17 protein-coding genes are annotated in these 22,185 nt (G+C 38.2%); 8 read left to right on the top strand and 9 right to left on the bottom strand.

Translation table 11 applies throughout. From position 1 onward, the window contains the following. Window positions 1–158 precede the first annotated feature (158 nt). From BQ7314_RS04405 to BQ7314_RS04395, 3 genes are all read left to right on the top strand, one after another. The gene (locus BQ7314_RS04405; protein WP_174482499.1) at window positions 159–641 is read left to right on the top strand and encodes an REP-associated tyrosine transposase; all 483 of its coding nucleotides are present in this window, start codon (window positions 159–161) and stop codon (window positions 639–641) included. 105 nt (window positions 642–746) lie between these two features. After that, the gene (locus BQ7314_RS04400) at window positions 747–2,126 is read left to right on the top strand and encodes a class II fumarate hydratase (RefSeq protein ID WP_174482498.1); all 1,380 of its coding nucleotides are present in this window, start codon (window positions 747–749) and stop codon (window positions 2,124–2,126) included. A 69-nt stretch (window positions 2,127–2,195) separates the two neighbouring features. Next, window positions 2,196–2,789: a type II secretion system F family protein gene (locus BQ7314_RS04395; RefSeq protein WP_174482497.1), complete on the top strand. Its 594-nt coding sequence runs from the start codon at window positions 2,196–2,198 to the stop codon at window positions 2,787–2,789. A gap of 6 nt (window positions 2,790–2,795) precedes the next feature. Here BQ7314_RS04395 and BQ7314_RS04390 read toward each other — a convergent pair whose 3' ends face one another. Then, window positions 2,796–4,085, bottom strand: coding sequence for an ISNCY family transposase (locus BQ7314_RS04390; RefSeq protein ID WP_174482600.1), 1,290 nt, complete (start codon window positions 4,083–4,085; stop codon window positions 2,796–2,798). Window positions 4,086–4,192: 107 nt separating this feature from the next. Between BQ7314_RS04390 and BQ7314_RS04385 the strand changes: the two genes are divergently transcribed. Then, window positions 4,193–4,534 carry a hypothetical protein gene (locus BQ7314_RS04385; RefSeq protein ID WP_174482496.1) on the top strand — a complete coding sequence of 114 codons (342 nt, stop codon included), beginning with the start codon at window positions 4,193–4,195 and terminating at the stop codon, window positions 4,532–4,534. A 3-nt stretch (window positions 4,535–4,537) separates the two neighbouring features. On the opposite strand, the gene BQ7314_RS04380 is transcribed toward BQ7314_RS04385, so the two are convergent. After that, window positions 4,538–6,388, bottom strand: coding sequence for an EAL domain-containing protein (locus BQ7314_RS04380; RefSeq protein WP_174482495.1), 1,851 nt, complete (start codon window positions 6,386–6,388; stop codon window positions 4,538–4,540). Window positions 6,389–6,546: 158 nt separating this feature from the next. Here BQ7314_RS04380 and BQ7314_RS04375 point away from each other — a divergent pair, with 158 nt between their 5' ends. Continuing rightward, entirely contained in the window at window positions 6,547–7,383 is an 837-nt protein-coding gene (locus BQ7314_RS04375; RefSeq protein ID WP_174482494.1) for an HDOD domain-containing protein, read from the top strand. Between the two features lie 34 nt (window positions 7,384–7,417). Continuing rightward, the gene (locus BQ7314_RS04370) at window positions 7,418–9,835 is read left to right on the top strand and encodes an EAL domain-containing response regulator (protein ID WP_174482493.1); all 2,418 of its coding nucleotides are present in this window, start codon (window positions 7,418–7,420) and stop codon (window positions 9,833–9,835) included. 157 nt (window positions 9,836–9,992) lie between these two features. Here the strand turns inward: BQ7314_RS04370 and sbcB are convergent, their stop codons facing one another. Both sbcB and uvrD read right to left on the bottom strand, forming a co-directional pair. Continuing rightward, the gene (gene sbcB, locus BQ7314_RS04365) at window positions 9,993–11,444 is read right to left on the bottom strand and encodes an exodeoxyribonuclease I (RefSeq protein WP_174482492.1); all 1,452 of its coding nucleotides are present in this window, start codon (window positions 11,442–11,444) and stop codon (window positions 9,993–9,995) included. Window positions 11,445–11,489: 45 nt separating this feature from the next. Then, window positions 11,490–13,655, bottom strand: a complete 2,166-nt coding sequence (uvrD, locus tag BQ7314_RS04360) for a DNA helicase II (protein ID WP_174482491.1) — start codon at window positions 13,653–13,655, stop codon at window positions 11,490–11,492. Window positions 13,656–13,969: 314 nt separating this feature from the next. On the opposite strand from uvrD, the gene BQ7314_RS04355 reads away from it, so the two are divergent. Further along, window positions 13,970–14,185 carry a YgaP family membrane protein gene (locus BQ7314_RS04355; RefSeq protein WP_174482490.1) on the top strand — a complete coding sequence of 72 codons (216 nt, stop codon included), beginning with the start codon at window positions 13,970–13,972 and terminating at the stop codon, window positions 14,183–14,185. Window positions 14,186–14,246: 61 nt separating this feature from the next. On the opposite strand, the gene BQ7314_RS04350 is transcribed toward BQ7314_RS04355, so the two are convergent. After that, the gene (locus tag BQ7314_RS04350) at window positions 14,247–14,987 is read right to left on the bottom strand and encodes a DUF5020 family protein (protein WP_174482489.1); all 741 of its coding nucleotides are present in this window, start codon (window positions 14,985–14,987) and stop codon (window positions 14,247–14,249) included. A 248-nt stretch (window positions 14,988–15,235) separates the two neighbouring features. Between BQ7314_RS04350 and BQ7314_RS04345 the strand changes: the two genes are divergently transcribed. Then, window positions 15,236–16,471 carry a YihY/virulence factor BrkB family protein gene (locus BQ7314_RS04345; protein WP_174482488.1) on the top strand — a complete coding sequence of 412 codons (1,236 nt, stop codon included), beginning with the start codon at window positions 15,236–15,238 and terminating at the stop codon, window positions 16,469–16,471. 420 nt (window positions 16,472–16,891) lie between these two features. Here the strand turns inward: BQ7314_RS04345 and fusA are convergent, their stop codons facing one another. The 4 genes from fusA to BQ7314_RS04325 form a co-directional block, all read right to left on the bottom strand. Next, window positions 16,892–18,985 (bottom strand): elongation factor G, encoded by a 2,094-nt coding sequence (gene fusA, locus BQ7314_RS04340; protein ID WP_174482487.1) that lies wholly within the window; start codon window positions 18,983–18,985, stop codon window positions 16,892–16,894. Between the two features lie 192 nt (window positions 18,986–19,177). Further along, a complete protein-coding gene (gene mch / locus BQ7314_RS04335) occupies window positions 19,178–20,161 on the bottom strand; it encodes a methenyltetrahydromethanopterin cyclohydrolase (RefSeq protein WP_174482486.1) in 984 nt (327 codons plus the stop codon). A gap of 6 nt (window positions 20,162–20,167) precedes the next feature. Continuing rightward, on the bottom strand, window positions 20,168–21,232 hold the full coding sequence (locus tag BQ7314_RS04330; RefSeq protein WP_174482485.1) for an ATP-grasp domain-containing protein: 1,065 nt from the start codon (window positions 21,230–21,232) through the stop codon (window positions 20,168–20,170). Continuing rightward, window positions 21,225–22,154: a beta-ribofuranosylaminobenzene 5'-phosphate synthase family protein gene (locus BQ7314_RS04325; protein WP_174482484.1), complete on the bottom strand. Its 930-nt coding sequence runs from the start codon at window positions 22,152–22,154 to the stop codon at window positions 21,225–21,227. Before BQ7314_RS04325 ends, BQ7314_RS04330 begins: the two co-directional genes overlap by 8 nt. Window positions 22,155–22,185 lie beyond the last annotated feature (31 nt).

The raw sequence follows: 22,185 nt of genomic DNA, 5'->3' as shown, positions 1-22,185 counted from the left end.
ATATATTATCCCCGCATGCTTTTAGCGGGGATCTTCTACGCTTACATGGATTTCTGGCTAAGGGCTGACAAGTAATAAAATGTTAAATAACTTATGAGCGACTACTTAAGTGCCTATTTTAAATCGCGGCTAAAAGCCCCTCCCACAGAAAGCTTGCTATGAATAATATCAATCCGCACAGTGTAGACTTAAGGAAAGGTCGATATTCTGAGAATAATCGAATTTATTTACTGACTACGGTGACATATCAAAGGCAAAATATTTTTACAGATTTTATTTTAGCCAGAATAGTAGTACAGGCTATGCGACAGCAACATCAAGAACAAAAAGTAAATAGCTTAGCTTTTGTAGTTATGCCAGATCATTTTCATTGGCTTATTGCTCTACAAAATAACTGTAAACTAGAACAAGTCATGCGTAGTGCTAAGGGGATTTCAGCTACGCAAATACAAAAAATTCGCCGTAAGCGTGGAAAATTAAATCAGAACCAAGCTTTGTGGCAAGATGGCTATCATGACCACGCAGTAAGAAAGGAAGAAGATTTACAGCATTTAGCTCGCTATATTGTTGCCAACCCATTAAGAGCTGGTTTAGTAAAAAAGATCGGTGATTATCCTTTGTGGGATGCAGTATGGCTTTAATAGTGGGAGAGGCTTTTAGCTGCGACTTGTAACGAAAAGTAATTATTATAATCGCGGCTAAAAGCCCCTCCTACATAAAAATCTTTCCACAAACCTGAAATAACGATGACAAACTACAGAATAGAAAAAGATAGCATGGGTGAATTACAAGTGCCTGCAGATGCTTTATATGGCGCACAAACTCAGCGAGCAATTAATAACTTTCCTATTAGCGGTCTAACAATGCCGCCTGCTTTTATTAAAACAGTCGCGCTAATTAAACAAACCGCCGCTAAAGTAAATAGTGATTTAGGTGTTTTGGATGCTAAGCGAGGGCAGGCAATTATTCAGGCGGCTGAGCAAATAATTCAAGGCCAACATGCGGAGCAATTTCCCATAGATATATTTCAAACGGGCTCTGGCACAAGCACTAATATGAATGTCAACGAGGTACTCGCGCATTTGGCTTCTGCTATTAGTACTGAAGTAGTGGGTGCGAATGATCACGTTAATATGGGGCAAAGTAGTAATGATGTGATTCCAACGGCAATCCATATCAGTGCTGCTTTGGAGTGTCACCGTCAATTATTGCCTGCTTTGACACATTTAGCCGAAACTATCGAAACAAAAGCAGGGACTTGTCAGCACTATACTAAGACAGGGCGCACCCATTTAATGGATGCCATGCCGATGACTTTAGCGCAGGAATTAGGTGCTTGGGCATTACAAATTCGCAATGCTATTGCTCGAATACAAAGCACCCTGCCCCGCATTCAAAAATTAGCACAAGGCGGAACAGCGGTGGGTACGGGAATTAATGCCCATCCTGAATTTGCCGTTAAATTTGCGCAAACAATGAGTGCGGCAACTGATATGGCCTTTACACCGAATGATTCATTTTTTGAAAGCTTAAGTTGTCAGGATGCGGTTGTTGAATTATCAGGGCAATTAAAGACTATTGCTGTTAGTTTGATGAAAATAGCCAATGATTTGCGCTGGATGAATAGTGGTCCCTTAGCGGGATTAGGTGAGATTGAACTAACGGCATTACAGCCAGGTAGCAGCATTATGCCAGGTAAAGTAAATCCAGTAATTCCTGAAGCGACGGCCATGGTTGCCGCACAAGTGATTGGTAATGATGCGACGATTACGGTTGCCGGCCAATCAGGTACTTTTCAGTTAAATGTTATGTTGCCAGTGATTGCTTATAATATTTTACAAAGTATTGAAATTATCAGTCAAGTGAGCCTTGCATTGGCTGATACTGCCATTGCTGATTTCAAGGTGCGTGAGGATAATTTACAACAGGCATTAACCAGAAATCCAATTTTAGTGACCGCGTTAAATCCAATTATTGGCTATGAGCAAGCTGCAAAAATTGCTAAATTAGCTTATCAACAAGGTCGAGCGATTATTGATGTTGCCGAGGAAATGACGGATATTCCACGTGCTGAGTTAGAGAAGATTTTAGAACCTAAACACCTTGCTGAAGGCGGGGTAAATTAATTTATAAACGCTATCTGTATAATCCAGATATTCAATAACCATATTTTCTGATGTAGTTTATTTAGACTTATGCCGCAATTTTCATATAAAGCACGTAACGAGCTAGGAAAAAGTATTGAAGGTCTGGTTGAGGCAGAGTCTCAAGTGCTTGCTGCGAAGATGTTGGCGAGTCGAGGTATGATTCCCGTATCGATACAGAAAGCGGTGATTAGTACCGATGTTATGGAAGATTTTAATCAGTGGCAGGCACTTAAAGCTTTAGGCCTGACGGATTTGATTTTATTCACTCGGCAAATGTACAGTTTAAGCAAGGCGGGTGTGCCAGTTATCAGAGCTATCCAAAGCTTAAAAACATCGACACGAAATAAAGCATTAGCGAGTGCTTTAGGTGATATTACTAAATCATTAGAATCTGGCCTGTCACTTAGTCAAGCTTTTGGTAAGCATCCACGTATTTTTGATACTTTATTTCGTAGTATTATTGCTGTGGGCGAGTCATCAGGTTCAGTCGACCAGGCTTTTTATCAGATTTCTCAATACTTAGAGCGTGAAAAAGAAACCCAAAGTCGCATAAAATCAGCGATACGCTATCCGATTATGGTTATCGGTGCTATTGGTGTTGCCTTGGCAATTGTTAATATTTATCAGCAATTCTCAATTTAGGATTTCTCATATTTCTGGTATCGGAATTTCTAGCCCTCTCAGCATAAATTCCAGTAATGATTGCCAGCTATCAAAGTGCATGTAACGAGTAAGCGCCCTTATATCATCAAAAAATGTCTGCCTGCTGGTCAGTTCATTTCGTACCAGCGCATAGCATTGATCAAACCACTCAAGTACCGTATGGACTAAAAAAGCTAAAATATTCAGGCTTGCTAACAAAGATGAGAGGTGTTGTTTGCCATGCCCAAAGTTATGTTTAAAATTGTAGCCTTTTGTTTTTAAAGTATTGTTGTTTTCATTTTCGATTTTCCACCTCGTGCGACCTGCCTCAATAATCTGTTTGATGTTTTTTCTATCCAGCAAGTAATCTGTTGCAAAGGCATTGTGGTAAATAACCTTATTTTTGTCATCGGTGATGGTTAATTCACACCAGTTTACAAATAAGGCATCATCCGTATCGCGTAAAGGAACTCGATTGACAAAGCGGTAGTGTTTTTTGAGTTTTTTCTTCCCCGTCCATTCATTGACTATCACGTTTTCCACCTCACCTGACCGCTCGAAGTCATCAATCCATTCGTATAGGGTCTTATGAGAGTCAGGCTTACAAACCAAAATAAAATGCTTTTTCATTTGAATGACTTGCTCACAAAAAGGCTGTTTACAATATAAATCATCCCCTAAAAAGGTCGTATTTCCAGGTAAATCATTCGCTTCTTTTTCTAACCAGCGTTTTGAGGTGGCCAGCTCATAATCTTGCTTTTCAGAGCCATCTTGAGGTGTAATAAATTCAGGCACTAAAGGAATAACAGCCGACTGCCTAGGGGACACGATAACGGGGGTTACTGCGACATGAGAATAATGTGTTTTACCATTTTTTAAGGTTTTAGTTGAGCAGCAATCACAGTGAATACTCTGTGAACTAAAGTATTCTACGCCATCAATAGCCACTAAAATCGTCTTATCAAGCACATGGAATTCATTGATTTTTCCACTTTGCTGCAAGCCTCTCAATATTTCCCTGTAAATAGGGGAAATAGTTTCTGCGGGAACAGGATCAAGAAGGTTTCTAATTTGATTGGCACTTGGAATTAAATGAATACCAAATAGGCTACGAGCATTATTTTTCCCACCTTCTTTTTCCATCGTTTTCTGATAATCCAAAAAAGACGGAGATTGCATAAAGAAAACGGAAAAGGCACTAAGAGCTGCATCTGACATGTCATATTTTTGGTAAATACCATCACCACTACGCGCATCGGGTAAGGTGGCAAATGTCTGCTTGATCTGTCCAATCAAATTTGTTTGCGTGAATGTTGTTATTTGTTCGACTGTCTCTATCACTTATAGAATTTTTTTGGGGTAAGGAATTGGATTTATTTTATCACTGAATCCTAAATTGAGAATTGCTGACACTAGAGTCCATTTATGAGAAAAAACATGAAAAACCTATCAGGGGTATTAGTAGTACGGTCGCATTGATATTAGCTGAAGGAGATGCTGAAAAAATTCAGAAATTGCATTCCGCTATTGGTCATAGCTATGAAAGACAGTTTAATAAAAAGATCAATAGCCCTACAGATAATATGATCGAAGCTTTTACTGATGAAAATCTCTCAAAAACAGAATTTAACCGGCTAATGGAACATTTTTCTGATATTTACCAGCAGCGCTTTAATGAACGCTATTTTGGTGAAGGTAATTTTTTACTAACAAAAATTCAAACTTTATTGGCTGATAAAGAGTAGATATCAAGTCAACATTTTTATCGTATTCATGACGTCTTGTTCAGCCTTTTTTTGCTGCATTAAATCAGGAATTACAATGTATTCATTCGGTAATAAGTGCATCTCAGGCTTACCAAAAATATACCCTTGCCCCAAATTTACACCTATTTCTCTTAATTTTTCTATCGCCTCGGGCGTGTCAACATATTCAGCGATCGTTTTTTTCCCAAGATTTGCGACTAATTCAGTCATAGACTTCACTAAAATCTGGTCAGTTGGATTATTGATTAAATCACGAATAAACTGAGCATCAATTTTCACATAATCGACAGGAAAGGTTTTAAGGTAATTAAATGAACAAAATCCAGCGCCAAAATCATCTAATGAGAATTTACACCCTAAAGCACGGATTTTTGTAATCATATCACGTGTTTTTTCAAAATTACCAACAGCCGCTGTTTCTGTGATTTCAAAGGCAATCCGCTTTGCATCTACCCAAGTTAGCTCTAGCTTTTCTTTTATAGTCGGTAATAAAGAAGCATCTTGAAACGCAACACTAGAAAGGTTAATAGACAAAGAAATATTTGATTTTTCAGTAGGAAGTTTAGCCAGAAAAGTAATAGCACTCTCCACTACCCACAGGTCAATGCTATGAATTAACCCCATACGTTCCGCAACGGGGATAAATTCTACCGGAGAAATAACCTCATTATCATCTCCACGCATTCTAATTAAGACCTCATAATGAGAAACCTCACCACTGAATAAATTAACTATAGGTTGAAATACTAGAAAAAAACTGTCATTTAAAAGTGCTTTTTTAATTAAAGGCACCCAATAAATATCTCTACGCCGCTCTCGTACCGAGCTATCCTGCTCATTATATTCCCAAACTAAATTACGACCATTGTCCTTAGCCATATTACACGCATGGCGTGCACGAGAAATGAGTTCATTGGGGTGATACACAATAGTTGCTGTACTAAGACCCGAAATACCCACAGAAATTGAAATGCTATAGCAAACATCGCCCGTACAAAAACGATACTCATAAACTGCCTTTCTAATTTTCTCAGCAAACTTCTTTACTTCATCCGCTGTTTTATTTTTTATAAAAAGACAAAATTCATCAGACCCAATGCGTGCAAATAAATCACTTTTAGCTATTAACTTTCTGATAATTGAAACTACTGTAACTAGTAACCTATCTCCGACCTCAAACCCTTCAAGCTCATTAACTAAACAAAAACGGTCAATATCTATAAATAATAGCGCGCCATTTTTCTGCTGCTGATTGTTTCGGTTAAGAATTAGTCTTACTTCACGTTCAAAATTCCGCCTATTCAATAAGTTAGTTAATTCATCATGAACCACTAAGTATTTCATTTTTGCATCTATAACTTTTCTTTCTGCAAGCTCATTGATAAGTCGTTCTTCTTGCTTATGGCGAAGAAAATACTCGTGCTTTATAATTAACTGAAAATTAATAATAGAAAAAAATTCTGAATAATTAATAGGCAGAGGCATATAGTGCAGTAATCCTTTAGATGTTAAATCACTTTTTTCAAGCTCGCTGCTATAGTCCTTTGTAGGATTAAGAATAATAAAAGGAATGACAGAGCTATCGTTATTAAATGCCAAACACATTTCCATGACCTGACATTGAGGCAGCTCTTCATTAACAACAACTAAACCAACCTGTTCGATATCATTATAAAAAGGTCGTAAAATCTCATAGACCTTACTACCATCATCAGCAATTCTGATATTGCTAAAACCTTGCTTATTTAGCTGTGAACTTATTTCATCAGCCAAGTGTTCATCATTTTCAGCAATAATAATAATTTTTTCTTTCAGATTTTTACTTATAGTCATATAAACTGCCTAATGCCTTTATTCTTTTTCTTAAAGATAAAAACCAAATATATACCAAATCCTAAAGTTGCATTATCCATAATAATGTCTATAGTGACCAGCTATATTTTACTTTAATAAGCATCAATAAGTACCTAATAACCTACAAAATAATAACGATGACCTCACGCAGAGAACTATCAATTACGGATCTATTCAGGGGAGATTTACATCTGTCATCTCCCCCTAGCGTCTACTTTAGCCTACAGAAACTAATAGAAGACCCGAGTAAGTCTTTGGCAGAGGCAGCGTTTATCATCGAAAAAGATGCTTCATTGTCATTAAAATTATTAAAAATAGTGAATAGTGCTTTTTATGGCTTTCCTTCTAAAGTGACCTCTATTAATCAGGCAATTAGCCTGATTGGTACACAAGAATTGCAGAATATTACCCTCAGCACTATTGTGATTGAAAAATTTTCTGATTTACCTGGCGGCCTTATGTCTATGCATGATTTTTGGAAAAGAAGCTTGCATTGCGCATTGATAGCGCAAGGAATTGATCGTTTCTTAGGTAAACGCTTTGCGCAATCTGTGTTTATATGTGGAATACTACATAATATTGGACAGTTAGTTTTCTTTCGCCGTCTTCCCGAATTAAGCCGAGAAATAAACCTAATGCTTGAAGCACAAGAATATATTTTAAGTCGTGACGAAGTAAAAATCGAACAAAGTATTCTTGGCTTTGATCATTATCAGACGGGAGCGGTACTTACCCAGCTTTGGAAACTTCCAGAAATTATTACCCAAAGTATTCGTTTACACGCAAGCCTTGATACGACTGGTAATTATCAAGAAATTTCCGCCATTATCAGGCTTGCTGACTATTATAGTAAACTTGATAGTGATAATGATGAATTAAAAAATAGCCACTTAGGTATTTCTGCAGTGAGTATGAGTGCTATCATTGAGCAATCTATCGAAGAGTTGGACGAAATTTTAAAGGCATTTATTTAGCCTTCACTCCCTTTACTACTTAGCCGGTCATTGTATGCACAATTTTCATATCCTTTATTTAGACAATGATAACTTTTGGGCTAATCAAGTCAAAATGCACCTTGAGTGGCAAGGCTATCAAATTGCAATAACAGGTAATGAACAAGAGCTGTTAACAAAAATGTACCAACAAAGCTACGATTTATTAATCGTGGATCTGTTAACGCCTGTGTCTAATGCTTTTTTTTTGCTAGAACACTTAACTCAGCAAAACATAATGCCTGCAACCCTATTAGTAAGCGATAAAATAGATGATCATCAAATCAACCAAGCCATGCATTATGGATGCATCAACTATGTGCTAAAGACTCCCTTATTTCAAAAATTTTTTGAGCAACTTAGCTTAAGTATTTTTCAAGTACGTGAGCAACAACGTGTAGCACAACAAGCACATCAAACAAAAAATATTACAAATCAGTACGCTGCAACTAATATGCTGACTTGGGAGTATTTTCCACTGCAAGAGCAGGTACAGTGGCTTCCATATCAAGAGAGAGAAAAACTCACTGTCTCTTATGATGAATTCACGGCAAAGATTCACTTAGAAGATTTAGCGCATGTTAAAACACAAAATAATATTTGCTTATTTTCACATCGACCGGTTGAATATACTTTCCGTTACTTATTTAATGATAAGAAAATCATTACCTATCAAATTCGAATACAAGCTGAAATTGATAATATTGGGAGGGTAAATCGTCTATATGGGCACATACAGCAGCTATCTACAGAACAGCATAGCGATAAAAACCTACATTTGAAATTGTCTTTTTTGGATAATACGGCTAATGGTCTGTTTATCACAAACACTCATAATCAGATTATTTCAATCAACAAAGCATTTACCACTATTAGCGGTTATACAGAGCAGGAAATTATCAAACAAAACACTGCTGTGCTTAACGCCGCACATTTTGATAGTGATTTCTTTAGGGAAAAATTAAAGCATAATGATTTTTGGCAGGGTGAAGTTTTAATTCGTCACCGTGACGGGCATATAGTGCCTACTTGGCAATCTAGCTACATTTTAAAAGATACCTCGGGAAATATGGCACAATCTATTTCTGTATTAAGGGATATTAGTCAGCAAAAAGCCCAACAAGAATCCATTCAATTTCAAGCAAACCATGATCTTTTAACTGAACTGCCTAATCGCATCTTGTTTTTAGACCGACTGAGAAGTGCGCTTAAACTCACTAAACGCAACAATACTAAACTGGCATTAATCTTGTTAGACCTAAATAAATTCAAGTGGATCAATGACACCTTAGGCCATCATGCAGGCGATATACTCTTGCAAGAAACAGCGAAAAAATTGCAAGCTGCTGTCAGAAATTCAGATACCGTGGCTAGATTGGGTGGCGATGAGTTTTCAATTATTATCCCCGACCTTGAAAAAAATACGGATGCTGAATTAATTATTAGTAAAATTTTTGCTGCATTCAAACAAGCCATATTAATTGACCAGCAAGAAATTTTTATCTCGGGCAGCATTGGCATTACTATTTTTCCAGATGATGGAGATGATATAGATTCACTACAGAAGAATGCTGATAGTGCTATGTATATAGCTAAAAAAAACGGCCCAAATAGTTACTATTACTATACCCAGGCTTTACAACGTGAAACTGAAAATCGACTAAAACTCATTAACAGTATGCGCTCAGCAATGCTGAATCAGGAATTTAGCTTACACTATCAACCTATCATTGATTTGTTGACAAATAAAGCCATAGGCGCTGAAGCTTTGTTACGGTGGAACCATGGCCAAAACGGATACATACCTTTAAATGATTTTATTCCAATCGCAGAAGAAAGTGGCCTAATTCGTGAGGTTGGTAATTGGGTTATCAATGAAGTTGCTGACAATATACAGCGTTGGACTGATTTAGGCTTGCCAGCCTTGCATATTTCTTTAAATCAATCCATTGCGCAATATAGCTTATCTAGTTGCCATATTGAATGGCTGAATATTTTAAAAAACAAGCAAATACCCGCTGGAAGCATCACTTTTGAAGTGACTGAAAACCTATTTTTTGAACGAAAAAACAATCACTTAGAAAGCATCAAAAAACTCAAACAAAGTGGTATAAAGGTTTCCCTAGATGGTTTTGGTACGGGATATTCTTCTTTAAATTATTTAAAAAAGTACCCAATAGATGCATTAAAGATAGATCGTACTTATATACACTCGATGGTGGATAACCCAACTAATGCAATTCTGGTTGAAACGATTATTATCCTAGCCAATAAGCTAGGCATTAAAGTGATAGCAACAGGCGTTGAAAACGAAGAACAATTAGTTTTATTAAGCCAAGAATGTCGGTATGCTCAAGGGTATTATTTTAGTAGGCCTTTACCTTTTAATGAATTTAAGAAATATATCGAAACGCAACACCCAAACAAGTATTAGGCTTAACAAAACAACTAAAAAGCCACATAACTAGCTCTGAAACTTGGAATATAAAAAAATAGCATAACTGATTTTTTAAAGTGTTTAGCCGCATGGTTTTATAGTCTACTTCAAGACTGCTGTACTAGGCACATCAATAAGTGGCACCAAAATAACCCTAATCACTGTCAGCTATCTTTTCTTGCAAAGCCACAGCATACGCTTCCAAAGCATTAAGTAATTGATTATCCACGTTACCCTGTTGTTTTAGTTTATTTATAGATTCGCTATAAGTCGCAAAATCAAGGAAGCCATTTTTGTGCTTATCGCTTAAGCGCTCTCGACAAAATGCTTTCCATTGGGCTTGCTCCTCTTTATTCAAAGTTTCGGGAAAATTCCGGCCACGATACCTAAACAGCATAGTCTCCAATCGTAAATCACTCGCTGGAATAGTATAATCGGCTAATTCTTCAGGCTTTAATGCACGAATAGTATTCATAACCTGCTTATCAGCAGCAGAAAAAAAGCCACCACTATAAATCATTAAATCAGGATCAGGATGACTATCAGCTGTAAATTTTTTAGCACTAAAAACTTGAGTAAGCTTGGCAGTTATATCTTGCGCCTGTTGAATCAAATCTCGGTGCAAGTAACATTCTTCCCTATCAATTTGCAAACGTTCGGCATCACTCGGGCGCAAAACTTTTTCTGGTGCCACAATAGGGCATTTATTAATATGAATAGTTTTTAACGGGATACGTTCAATCCCCTCAGGCAAGTCAGCTTTGGCCGTAAAAATACGTTTTTGTATCTCGTCGATAGGCAAGTCAAGCATAACACTTGGGTCAATCGATAAATCATAAACAATGACCCCATTACTATTACTAGGATCTTGGCATATCGGTAAAACCAGTGCTAAATATTGTTTATCCGCACCATACATACCAGAAACATGAACAACTGGCGTGAAACTTCCCAACTGCAATAATTGTTTTACTTGATGCTTACCTCGATTATCTAAGAAGAATTGAAATAACTTAGGTTGGGCTTGTTTAATTAATCTCGCAATCTCGATGGTAGCATAGACATCAGACAAAGCATCATGCGCATCTTTATGGGTAATTCCATTTTCTGCCGTTAACTTTTCCAAACGAAAACTAATGCGACCTTCTGCGTCTACAGGCCAGCGCATACCTTCAGGGCGTAAAGCATGCATCGTTCTCACTAAATCGATCAAATCCCAGCGTGAATTTCCATTTTGCCATTCACGCGCATAAGGGTCATAAAAGTTACGATACAAAAGATTACGGGTTACTTCATCATCAAAACGTAAATTATTGTATCCTACAGTGCAAGTATCTGCTTGTGCCATCTGCTCATGAATTAAGGCAATAAATTCAGCTTCGGGCACACCTTTTTCAGCAGCTAATTGCGGCGTAATACCCGTTACGCAACACGCTTCAGGTTGCGGCAAAGTATCATCAGCTGGCTGGCAATAAATCACTAGCGGTTCGCCGATAATATTAAAATCAAAATCTGTCCTAATGCCAGCAAATTGCACGGCTCTATCGCGCTGAGGGTCTACCCCAAAAGTTTCATAATCATGCCAATAAAAACTATTTTGTGTCATATTTTCTGGTTATTTTTATATGATATGGATTTAAAATTGAACAAATTACAAAAGCTCTAACTTAGCATATGAAAGCATCAGCCACTTCATACCTGCATCTGCAAAGTTTACTTGTACTCTTTCTTGTGCGCCATCACCGTCAACTTGTAAAACGACACCTTCACCAAATTTTTCATGCTTAACACGCTGCCCTAACTGATAGCGCCCACTCGTTCCTAGGGTAGATTTTGATGATTTCACTGGCGTAACAGGCTTACTAACATTAGCACGTAAACGAATTTCCTGTAATTGCTCGGCCGGAATTTCTTTTAAAAAACGCGAGGGTCGAGGATAATTTTCTTTACCATATAAACGTCGAGACTCAGCATAAGTCATATACAGATACTTCATTGCTCGCGTCATACCCACATAACACAAGCGCCGCTCTTCTTCTAAACGAGCAAAGTCATCCACTGATTGTTGAGAAGGAAATAACCCTTCTTCTAACCCTACCATAAAGACTAACGGAAACTCTAAGCCTTTTGCACTGTGCAAGGTCATCAGTTGCACACAATCATCAAAAGCATCACCTTGTGCATCTCCCGATTCTAAAGCGGCATGAGCTAAAAATATATCCAGCTCACTTTGATTCTCTTCATTACTTGCATCATAATCAAATTGGCGTGCAGCATTAACTAATTCTTCTAAATTTTCTACGCGCGCCTCACCTTTATCACCTTTTTCTTTTTTATAGAATTCTATAAGATTACTTTTTTCAATCGCATTTTTAACTTGCTGATAAAGTTCTGCACCTTCTGATTGCTCAGTTAAGCTATTAATTATCAGCACAAAGCCTTTCAGTGCATTTTCTGCGCGTGGTGTAAAATGTCCAGCTTTCAGCAAGCTGATCATTGCCTGCCACAACGTCATTTGCTGCTCTCTGGCTAAGTGGCGGATATTATCAATCGTTTTTGTGCCTATGCCGCGTGTAGGCGTATTAATAATGCGTTCAAAAGCAGCGTCATTACCTTTGTGTGCACTTAAATGTAAGTAGGCTAAGGCATTTTTAATTTCCATTCGGTCAAAAAAGCGTAAACCACCGTAAACACGGTATGGCATCCCCATCGCCATCAATTTTTCTTCAAATAACCGTGATTGTGCATTAGACCGGTACAAAATTGCAGCATCAGCACGCGAATTACCTTCAGCTACCCATTTTCTAATGCGCTCGACAACGAAATACGCTTCATCTTGCTCATTAAACGCGGAGTACAAAGAAATTAAATCGCCATCACCATCATCCGTATGTAATGCTTTACCCATACGCCCCTCATTACAAGCAATCAGAGCATTCGAGGCTTTAAGGATATTCCCTGTAGAGCGATAGTTTTGTTCTAAGCGAACTAATAGATGGTTGGGATATTGTTTTTGAAAATTAAACATATTTTCAATTTTCGCGCCACGCCAGCCATAAATAGACTGATCATCATCACCCACGACAAATAAATTATCTTTACCCTCGGTCAGCAAGCGTAGCCAGGCATATTGAATCGTATTCGTATCTTGAAACTCATCGACATGCACATGCTGAAAGCGATCACGATAAAAGGCTAATAACTCGGTATTATCACGTAAAGTTTCATGTGCTCTTAATAATAACTCTGCAAAATCGATTAAACCCGAACGCTTACATAAATCCTCATAAGCCCGATAAATTTCTAATTTTTTTTGCTGATAAAGATCCCCTGTCTCTTGAATATGACTCGCACGGATGCCTTCATCTTTTTGCGCATTAATAAACCAAACCATTTGCTTAGGCGGCCAGCGGGTATCATCAATATTCATGGCCTTCATTAAGCGCTTAATCAAACGTAATTGATCATCAGAATCAATGACTTGAAAAGTACTGGGCAACTTTGCTTCTTCACTATGCTGTCTTAAAAAACGATGCGCTAAACCATGAAAAGTACCGATCCACATAGCGCGTGCTGAGATATTTAATAGCTCCTCTACGCGGCCACGCATTTCTTTAGCTGCTTTATTGGTAAAAGTAACAGCGAGTATGTTATGTGGGGAAATATGCTCTACTTGAATAAGCCAAGCAATACGATGCACTAGCACGCGAGTTTTGCCGCTGCCTGCGCCAGCTAAAACCAGCATAGAGCGAGAGGGAGCCGATACAGCTTGGCGTTGAGCATCGTTTAGAGAATCAATAATTGCTGTTACATCCATTACTCAACCCATTTGAATAGCTTAAAGAAAACCGAGCATTATACCTGATGCAGCGCGCTACTTAGCTAATCTAATAAAATAAGTTTATGCTTTAATCACCTCACCGTTAAGGCTCCTCTTATTAAATCCTCTCCCCATCGAAAGAGGGTTAGGGTAAAGGAATTAAAATAAGTAGGTACTGAACGGTTACTTAATCACATATTGTTTTTGCCAGATACTTGCACATTTTTTTTAGCCCTGTATATTTATGAAGCTAGCACGACTTTCCCGTCGACTCACTATAATTAGAATAAATAAAAGAAGAGGTGAAAATTATGAGCTTTGATTTTAAACGCATGCTTAAATTTGAAATTAACATTGGTACAAAGGAAAAGAAAGCCCGCCTTTATGCAGGCTCTGCTTTATTATTTATCTCTCTATTTCTAGCCTCTGTACCTTTATTACTTGTCGGTTTAGCATTGGTTGCTACAGGTTATTCACGCTGGTGCCCTGTGTATTCTGGATTAGAAAAATCGACTGTAGAAAACTAAAAAAATCTATTAGGTTAAGCAATAGACATATTACTCTCTGCTTAACCTAATATCTTTAAGTTTAAAAAAATCCAATCATCATTCCCTGCCACGCAGACTCATTCGCATCTTCTACGCCAAATTTATTTAGCCAGAATGAATATTCTGTGCCTATATAGAAAACATCAGATTTCCAGCCCACTAAATCACCGACATCCAGTAATAATTGTGGTTGCGCTAGCATCGTGACATTACCAAGAGCATTAGTATTGCCATCTTTTATATCGACAAACCCACGAAATTTGAATTTAGTCATCCCAAGCTTAAAGGGAAAACTCCAAACTGGCGTTATTTGCACGCCCCAAGAATGAGAGCCATCATCTTTATAAGCCATAATATCAAGCTGTAAATAGTCAAAATACATATTGGTCAAGTCTAAACTAATACCGACTAAATACGCTTGAAAACGCTTTTCTTCAGGCCGATTACTGATGTTAATACCGCCGGCCAGAGAAAAGTCCTTAACCGGCCCTAGACTAAGATTTGCGCCAGATATTTTATTTAAACTCAGATACGAATACACTTCAGCATAAACTTCAAAGCCATTATTATTGTACATATCAACAAAAAAGAAATTTTTCCCATATTTCCAGCCATGAGCGTGTTCAATAGTGATAGTAGAGCGTTCCTGTTCGGCAAAAATGAAATCACCACCATAAAGGTATTGAATATTACTTGAGGTCCAATCAAAGGGCTGTAGCGCCCAGCTTGGCATAGAAAAAAATATTGTCACTAAAAAAAGAATGAGTTTTTTAGGTAGCATTATAAGTAGGTTAATTTACAATAATTGTTTAGCTTAAAAGGATGCTCTGTGCTTTTTATTATAAACTACCTAAGGACTGGAAGTGTTATAAGCCATGCCCCTGACTTGTTTTTGTCCATATTCAGTGCTGCGAAAACAGTTGCGTAGCCTACTATGCGCCTTAAATACAAACAAACATTCTGTATTATAATGCACAAGTTATTTTACCCCTACTCCTAAGCTTATTTCTTATATTTAAAAGGGTTAACATGCACAATAAAATAATTGATTATTTCCATGACGGCCTATGGCAGAGTCATAAGGAAGAAAAAAATTCTGATATAAAAAAATTTGCGCTGCGCTATTTGAAAATTTTCACTTTATCAGCCAATGGCTTTATTAAAGATCACGGTAATTTAAGGGCTTCGGCACTCACTCTCTATACTTTGCTATCCATCGTGCCAGTTATCGCCATGTGTTTCGGTGTCGCAAAAGGATTTGGCTTTGAAAAAACTTTAGAGCAACAATTACTAGAACAAGTCCCTGACCAAGACACAATGATCCTACAGTTAATTGAAATGGCGAGAAATATGCTTGATTCAACTAAAGGTGGGTTAGTTGCTGGTTTTGGGGTTGTACTCTTATTTTGGACTGTCATTAAAGTAATTAGCAATATAGAGGAATCGTTTAATCATATCTGGAATGTACAAAAACCTCGAACTATGGGGCGCAAGCTTAGCGATTATCTTTCGCTAATGCTACTAGCTCCAGTATTAATAATAGCCGCGAGCAGTATTAGTGTCTTTGTTCAAGCCCAACTCACATCCTTAATTAATGAATTTGCTTTACCGGGTACTATTACCGCATTGCATATCCTCAGTTATTTACCTATGCTAATTTTATGGTTATTATTTAGTTTCTTATTTATGTTTATGCCCAATACTCGGGTGAACTATAGTTCGGGGATTTTTGCTGGCATTTTTGCTGGCACTGTTTTCTATATACTACAGTCTCTTTATGTTTCCTTACAAATTGGAGTCAGTAGTTATAATGCAATATATGGAAGTTTCGCAGCACTACCGTTATTCCTTGTATGGTTACAAATCACATGGATGATTGTTTTATTTGGCTCAGAATTATCCTTTTTCCATCAAAATATCGCGCTTTATCAATTTAACCAGAAATTTAAAAACTTGAATTTCAATTCTAAAAATCAGCTTGCGCTACATATCATGCATGCAATCATAGAGCGATTTAGCAAAACAACTAAACTGCCCTATTCTGCTGAAGATATTAGCCTACACTTACAACTCCCTATTTCTATCTCTAAAAGCTTATTAACTGAATTAAGCAACTGTAAACTACTATCTAAGGTATATTATGAAGATAATCCTGAGCCTCACTATCAACCTGCCTATAGTATAGGCTTACTAAGCGATGAAGAAATTACCAAGGCTTTAAAAAATAACGGTGAAAGTTATACAATAACGGTAAACCAAGCCTAATTTAAATTCAGAGGAAAAATCACAAGCGTTATGGTTCAAAGCTTATAACAAAACAGCCCCCCCCCCTGACGGGTGATATAGATGAACGTCCTGAAGAGCCCTAATAACCGTGGCAGCTAAATTATTTGTATTTCCCTCATACGTAAAAGGACAACTTAAAAGCATTAAAGTGCGAGTACTTATTCACTGAAGTTTCCCAATAATGAAAAGCTAACCAAGATTTTTTTAATTTAAATTTGTAAGAAGATGGCTAGGCTATCACTATAGAAATTTACAGATTTGTACGATTATTGTACAAATTTATAGGTGAAACTGTATCCCTAAGGCATAAAAAAAGCCATCAGCTTTACAGCTGATGGCTTTTTAAAAAGCTATGTTACCGAATTCGAATTAGAAAAAACTAATTCATTACTCTGTAAGCTATTTTTTCTCTTTAGCTTTATTACGCTCTTGAACTTCTTTAATCACTTCTTCAGAAATATTTTTAGGACAAGGTAGGTAGTGTGAAAATTCCATAGAGAATTGACCACGACCTGATGTCATTGTACGTAAATCACCGATATAACCAAACATCTCACTTAAAGGTACATCTGCTTTAATCCGTACGCCTGTTACCCCTGCTTCTTGTGATTTAATCATACCGCGACGACGGTTTAAATCACCGATTACATCACCGACATGATCTTCAGGTGTAAAGACATCAACATGCATAATCGGCTCAATTAATTGAGGGCCCGCTTTTGGAATTGATTGACGGAATGCTGATTTTGCTGCGATTTCAAAGGCAACGGCTGATGAATCGACGGCATGGAAGCCTCCATCCAAAAGAGTTACTTTAAAGTCTAAACATGGGAACCCTGCCAATACACCGGTATCAATCATGCTTTTGAAACCTTTTTCTACCGCTGGCCAGAACTCTCTAGGCACATTACCACCGGTTACTTTTGATTCAAAAACAAAGCCCGATCCTGGCTCACCTGGTTCAATTCTGTAATCAATTTTACCAAACTGACCTGAACCACCTGATTGCTTTTTGTGTGTATAGCTATCTTCAATTGTTTTCGTAATTGTTTCACGGTACGCTACTTGTGGCTTACCTACTTCTACATCAATGCCATGGGTACGTTTTAGGATATCAACTTTAATATCTAAATGTAACTCACCCATTCCACGTAGAATCGTTTCACCCGAGTCATCATCCGTTTCAACACGGAAAGACGGATCCTCAGCAACCATTTTACCAATGGCGATCCCCATTTTCTCAGAACCTGCTTTATCTTTTGGTGATACGGCAATTGAGATAACAGGATCAGGGAAGACCATAGGTTCTAATGTTGCAGGAGATTTAGGATCACATAGCGTATGCCCTGTCTGTACATTTTTCATGCCAACAATAGCGATAATATCACCCGCTTGCGCACTATCAATTTCAATACGCTCGTCTGCATGCATTTCTACCATACGTCCAACACGCTCTGTTTTACCAGTGAAACTATTAAGAATAGTGTCGCCTTTATTCAATTTACCTGAATAAATACGCACAAATGTTAAAGCTCCATAGCGATCATCCATAATTTTGAAAGCTAAAGCACGGAATGGCTTATTAACATCAACAATCGCGAACTCGCCCGTCTCCTCTCCTTCTTCATCTACTTCTGGCTGTGGTTTAACTTCAGTAGGGCAAGGCAGATAATCAATAACCGCATCCAATACTAATTGAATACCTTTATTTTTAAACGCTGAGCCACAATAAGTAGGGAAGAAATCAAGATTGATAGTTCCTTTACGAATGCAAGCTTTAATCGTTTCTAAGCTTGGCATCTCACCTTCTAAATAGGCTTCCATTGCTTCGTCATCTTGCTCCAATGCCATTTCAATCAGTTTTTCACGATATTCAGCAACATCATCCACCATATCTGCTGGAATATCTTGAATTTCGTAGTTTGTTGGATCGCCTGAATTATCCCAAACCCATGCTTTTTCAGTTAATAGGTCTACCACACCAACGAAATCATCTTCTGTACCAATAGGTAATACCATCACTAATGGATTAGCTCCGAGTACATCTTCAACTTGTTTAACAACACGGTAGAAATCAGCACCCAAACGATCCAGCTTATTCACTAAGATAATACGAGCAACTTCTGAATCATTAGCATAACGCCAGTTAGTTTCTGATTGTGGTTCTACACCACCTGAACCACAGAATACACCAATACCACCATCAAGTACTTTTAAAGAACGGTAAACCTCGATAGTAAAATCAACGTGCCCTGGTGTATCAATAATATTAAAGCGGTGCTTATTCCAAAAACATGAAGTAGCAGCTGACTGAATAGTAATCCCACGCTCTTGCTCTTGTTCCATGAAATCTGTTGTTGCAGCACCATCATGTACTTCGCCTAGCTTGTGGATTTTACCCGTTAGCTTTAGAATTCGTTCCGTTGTTGTTGTTTTTCCCGCATCAACGTGCGCGAAAATACCAATATTTCTATAAAGGGATAAATCTGTCATTGTTGTACTCTAAAAGGTTGGGTATAAAAGCCGTTCTAGTAATTGATGTAATTCAATTACTGGCGCCAATGTTCAGTAATGATTTGCTATAAAGGCTTATTCGTTACTTTTCTAGGCATTAAAAAACCTGTTATTTTACCCTACTTTATAGGTAAAGAAACAGGCTAATTTAAATTTTCTTTTTAATGCACCTTACGCACCAAAAGATTGATTTAATAATGCATTGTCTAATTTGCCTGCACGAAAACTATTACCAGTCTCTACAGCGGTAACAATCACGCTTGCAGGGCTAAATAGCATGCCATCAATTTTAAAGAAATCATATTTTGCATCCTTAAAAACTTGTGCAAAAGGCTTGCCGTAGTCTTTAGAGGTTGAGCTAGGTAATGCCATTGCTAACTTTTCTGCCTCTGCATCGCTCCCTTTAACAAAAATATGTACTAAACCAGCAAATAAGATCGCATCATTCGTACGCCCCATAGCCTGTACAAAATCAGGATGTGGAGGGCATAATGGCGCACTGCCCATCCCATCAATAATATTTTCTAAAGGAAAATGTAACTCATGCGCCTTGTGCATCGCTACCTCTAAAACACGACCAACAACCTGAACTCCCCCCGCCAAACTACTGGTAGGCGTGACAATAATTGTTAATTTTTCCAAATCAACATTACAAGCTTTAGCGATTTTTTGCACAATTTCTATTGGTGGAATGGCGTCATTCTCAATCACTAAAGTTGCTGTTTCTGCTTTATCATTATAGTCCAGCTCTTTATAAAGCTCTTCAACAGGCACTATTTGACCGTCTTTTTCTTTTGTTGCCATCGCTCTTGCAGGACCAGAACCTAACGCAAAATATTTTTCATGAGATAAACTCCAGCCTGCATACTGACTCCCTAAACATGCCAGTACAGGGTTACTTGTATGAACATTGACTGTTAAAGGCCAGTTTTCAGTATAAGCAGAATGAGACAAGGAAACAGTGCCCATGCCGCCTAAACAAATTTCAGTAATAATGCGTCCAGCCTCAAGCCCACCAGGCACTTTAATTCCTGCATCAATAATGGTGCAGCCATTGTCTAACTTTTGTACTTTCAGTCTTAACTTATCTGCATTATCAAGTAACTCCTGCACCAAAGGTTGAGTTAGTTTATTAACGCTTGCCGTATATTCCATATTGCTTTACCTATTTAATATTGTATTTTCTATTATTTTTTGTCGATCCGATAACTGTATTAAAGTCTGCTGAACCGTTTTTCCCTGCGCCATAATACTACAAATTGGCTGCCCCGCCTGAATACATGAATTATTTTTTGGTCGGTCAAAACTCCACTCGGGCCATTCCACCCAAGATTTAACGACACTAAGCTGCATTGCATAAATAACCTGCATAGCACGTATTGATTTATCTTTAAGTTGAGTAGGAAGTTGCCCCGAAATATGCGCACCCATCAAGTCTAATTCGGGGTACAACATAAGACTCACTGGGGGACGTAAATTGATCTCCAAAAAATAACATTGCCGACCATCCCAAATAAAATCCAAGCTGCCTAGACCTTGTAAGCAATAATGGCCCACTAATTTTTCCAACCAACCCGTGACTCTATTTTGCTCAGTTTCCAGTAAGATCTGATCGCGAATTACGCCAGCAAAAGCAAAATCATCTTGATTAACAGGCCATTGCCTATGAAAGCCTACCGTGCTAACCCGCTGACCATCAGCACAAAATAAGACAGAACCAACTTGCCCCTGACAAAAGCGTTGGTAATACTCATTAGTATTCGCGCCCAATCGAGACTCTCTGATACCGATACCACCAACATGATCAATAGGCTTTATTAACCAACGTGAGGTATCATTCGGTGGTAAGAAACGACTTTCTGGGAACTGAATACTGAATTCATTAAGTTGCTTAAAAAAATCTTTTTTATCTCGGAACCGCTCAAAGGCCCTAGGTTTATTACCGATGAGTTGAAAATTTTTAGCCAGCCAAATTAAAGTACTTTGCTGCCCTTCTAGACCGCTACCATAGACCACTAACTGTATTTTAAAATACAACTGCAACAACTCTATTGCACTCCGCACTTCGGGTAACGCCAAACTCTCTACCCGACAAACCTGCTCCGCTATTGCCAGAGTATCTTGATCTGCAAATAGATCAATCACGATAACTTTATAATCAGCTTTATACGCCAGCTCCGCAAGCATTCTTCCTGAGTTTGCAATAATCAACAGATAGTCAGGCAAACACTTCTCCGCCACTGTTGCGAGCACTCACTACTAATATTTCAAGATTCTCACAACCTGAAAACTGCTGTTCTACCTGTTGTTTTAATTTTTCTGCAACATTAGCACCCTGCACCGCACAAAATCCTGTTGGCCCCCATGAAGTCTGGCCAATAGCGACCGCGCCCTGCTCTTGTAAATAACCCATGGCTGTAGCAACATCCTGACTAGCGAACACCCCTCCCTGCGCGCCAGAAAAATGCTCGCCAACTGAAGACTGCACCTGAGTAATGACATCACCAAATAAATTGATATTATTTTCCGCTAAAGCCGGCAAACCCTGCATCATCAATAAATAACATAAACGTGCTGCTTCTTGCGGTGGAAATGGTGGCAATTCCTTAAAGGCTTGTATTTCATCCGCGCCATGTAAACCTTTGCCGCGCTTATCAAAGACCAAAATAAAACGCCAATCGTCAGGAATATTCATCCGCGCAATAACCGGCGGCGTAATTGTCTGCTCACCACGCCCACCATCAACAATCAATCCACCTTGTTCAAAAATGGCAATACCAATTCCCGATCTAGCTCCTCGATCGGTTAAAGCAGCAATATCACGGACACTTAATCCTAAATCATAAAAAGCATTTAGCGCCATACCAATAGCAATAGCCATTTGCGTGCCAGAACCTAAACCAATGTGCTCAGGAATATTAGAATGTAGATCAAGCTGTAACTTATCAGCAACATTCAAGTTAGCACAAAGCTCTTTAATACACGATAATGCCCGCTTGGGCGCATGACTACTTACAGTCAATGTATCGGCATAACCAAGCGATAAAGTCGTGTTAATTTCATTCAGAGCCACCCCGATACTACCAAAGTGTCGACCTAGTGAGCCACTTAAATCGATAAAGCCCATATGCAAACGTGCGGGCGCCATAACTGTAATTTTTGGATGCGAGGTTTTCAAA

This window comes from methanotrophic endosymbiont of Bathymodiolus puteoserpentis (Logatchev) (genome assembly GCF_900128525.1).
In the GTDB taxonomy this organism is placed as follows: Bacteria; Pseudomonadota; Gammaproteobacteria; order Methylococcales; family Methylomonadaceae; genus Methyloprofundus.
Note: the sequence above shows the minus strand (reverse complement) of the source record. Positions and strands in the feature narration are given on the sequence as shown.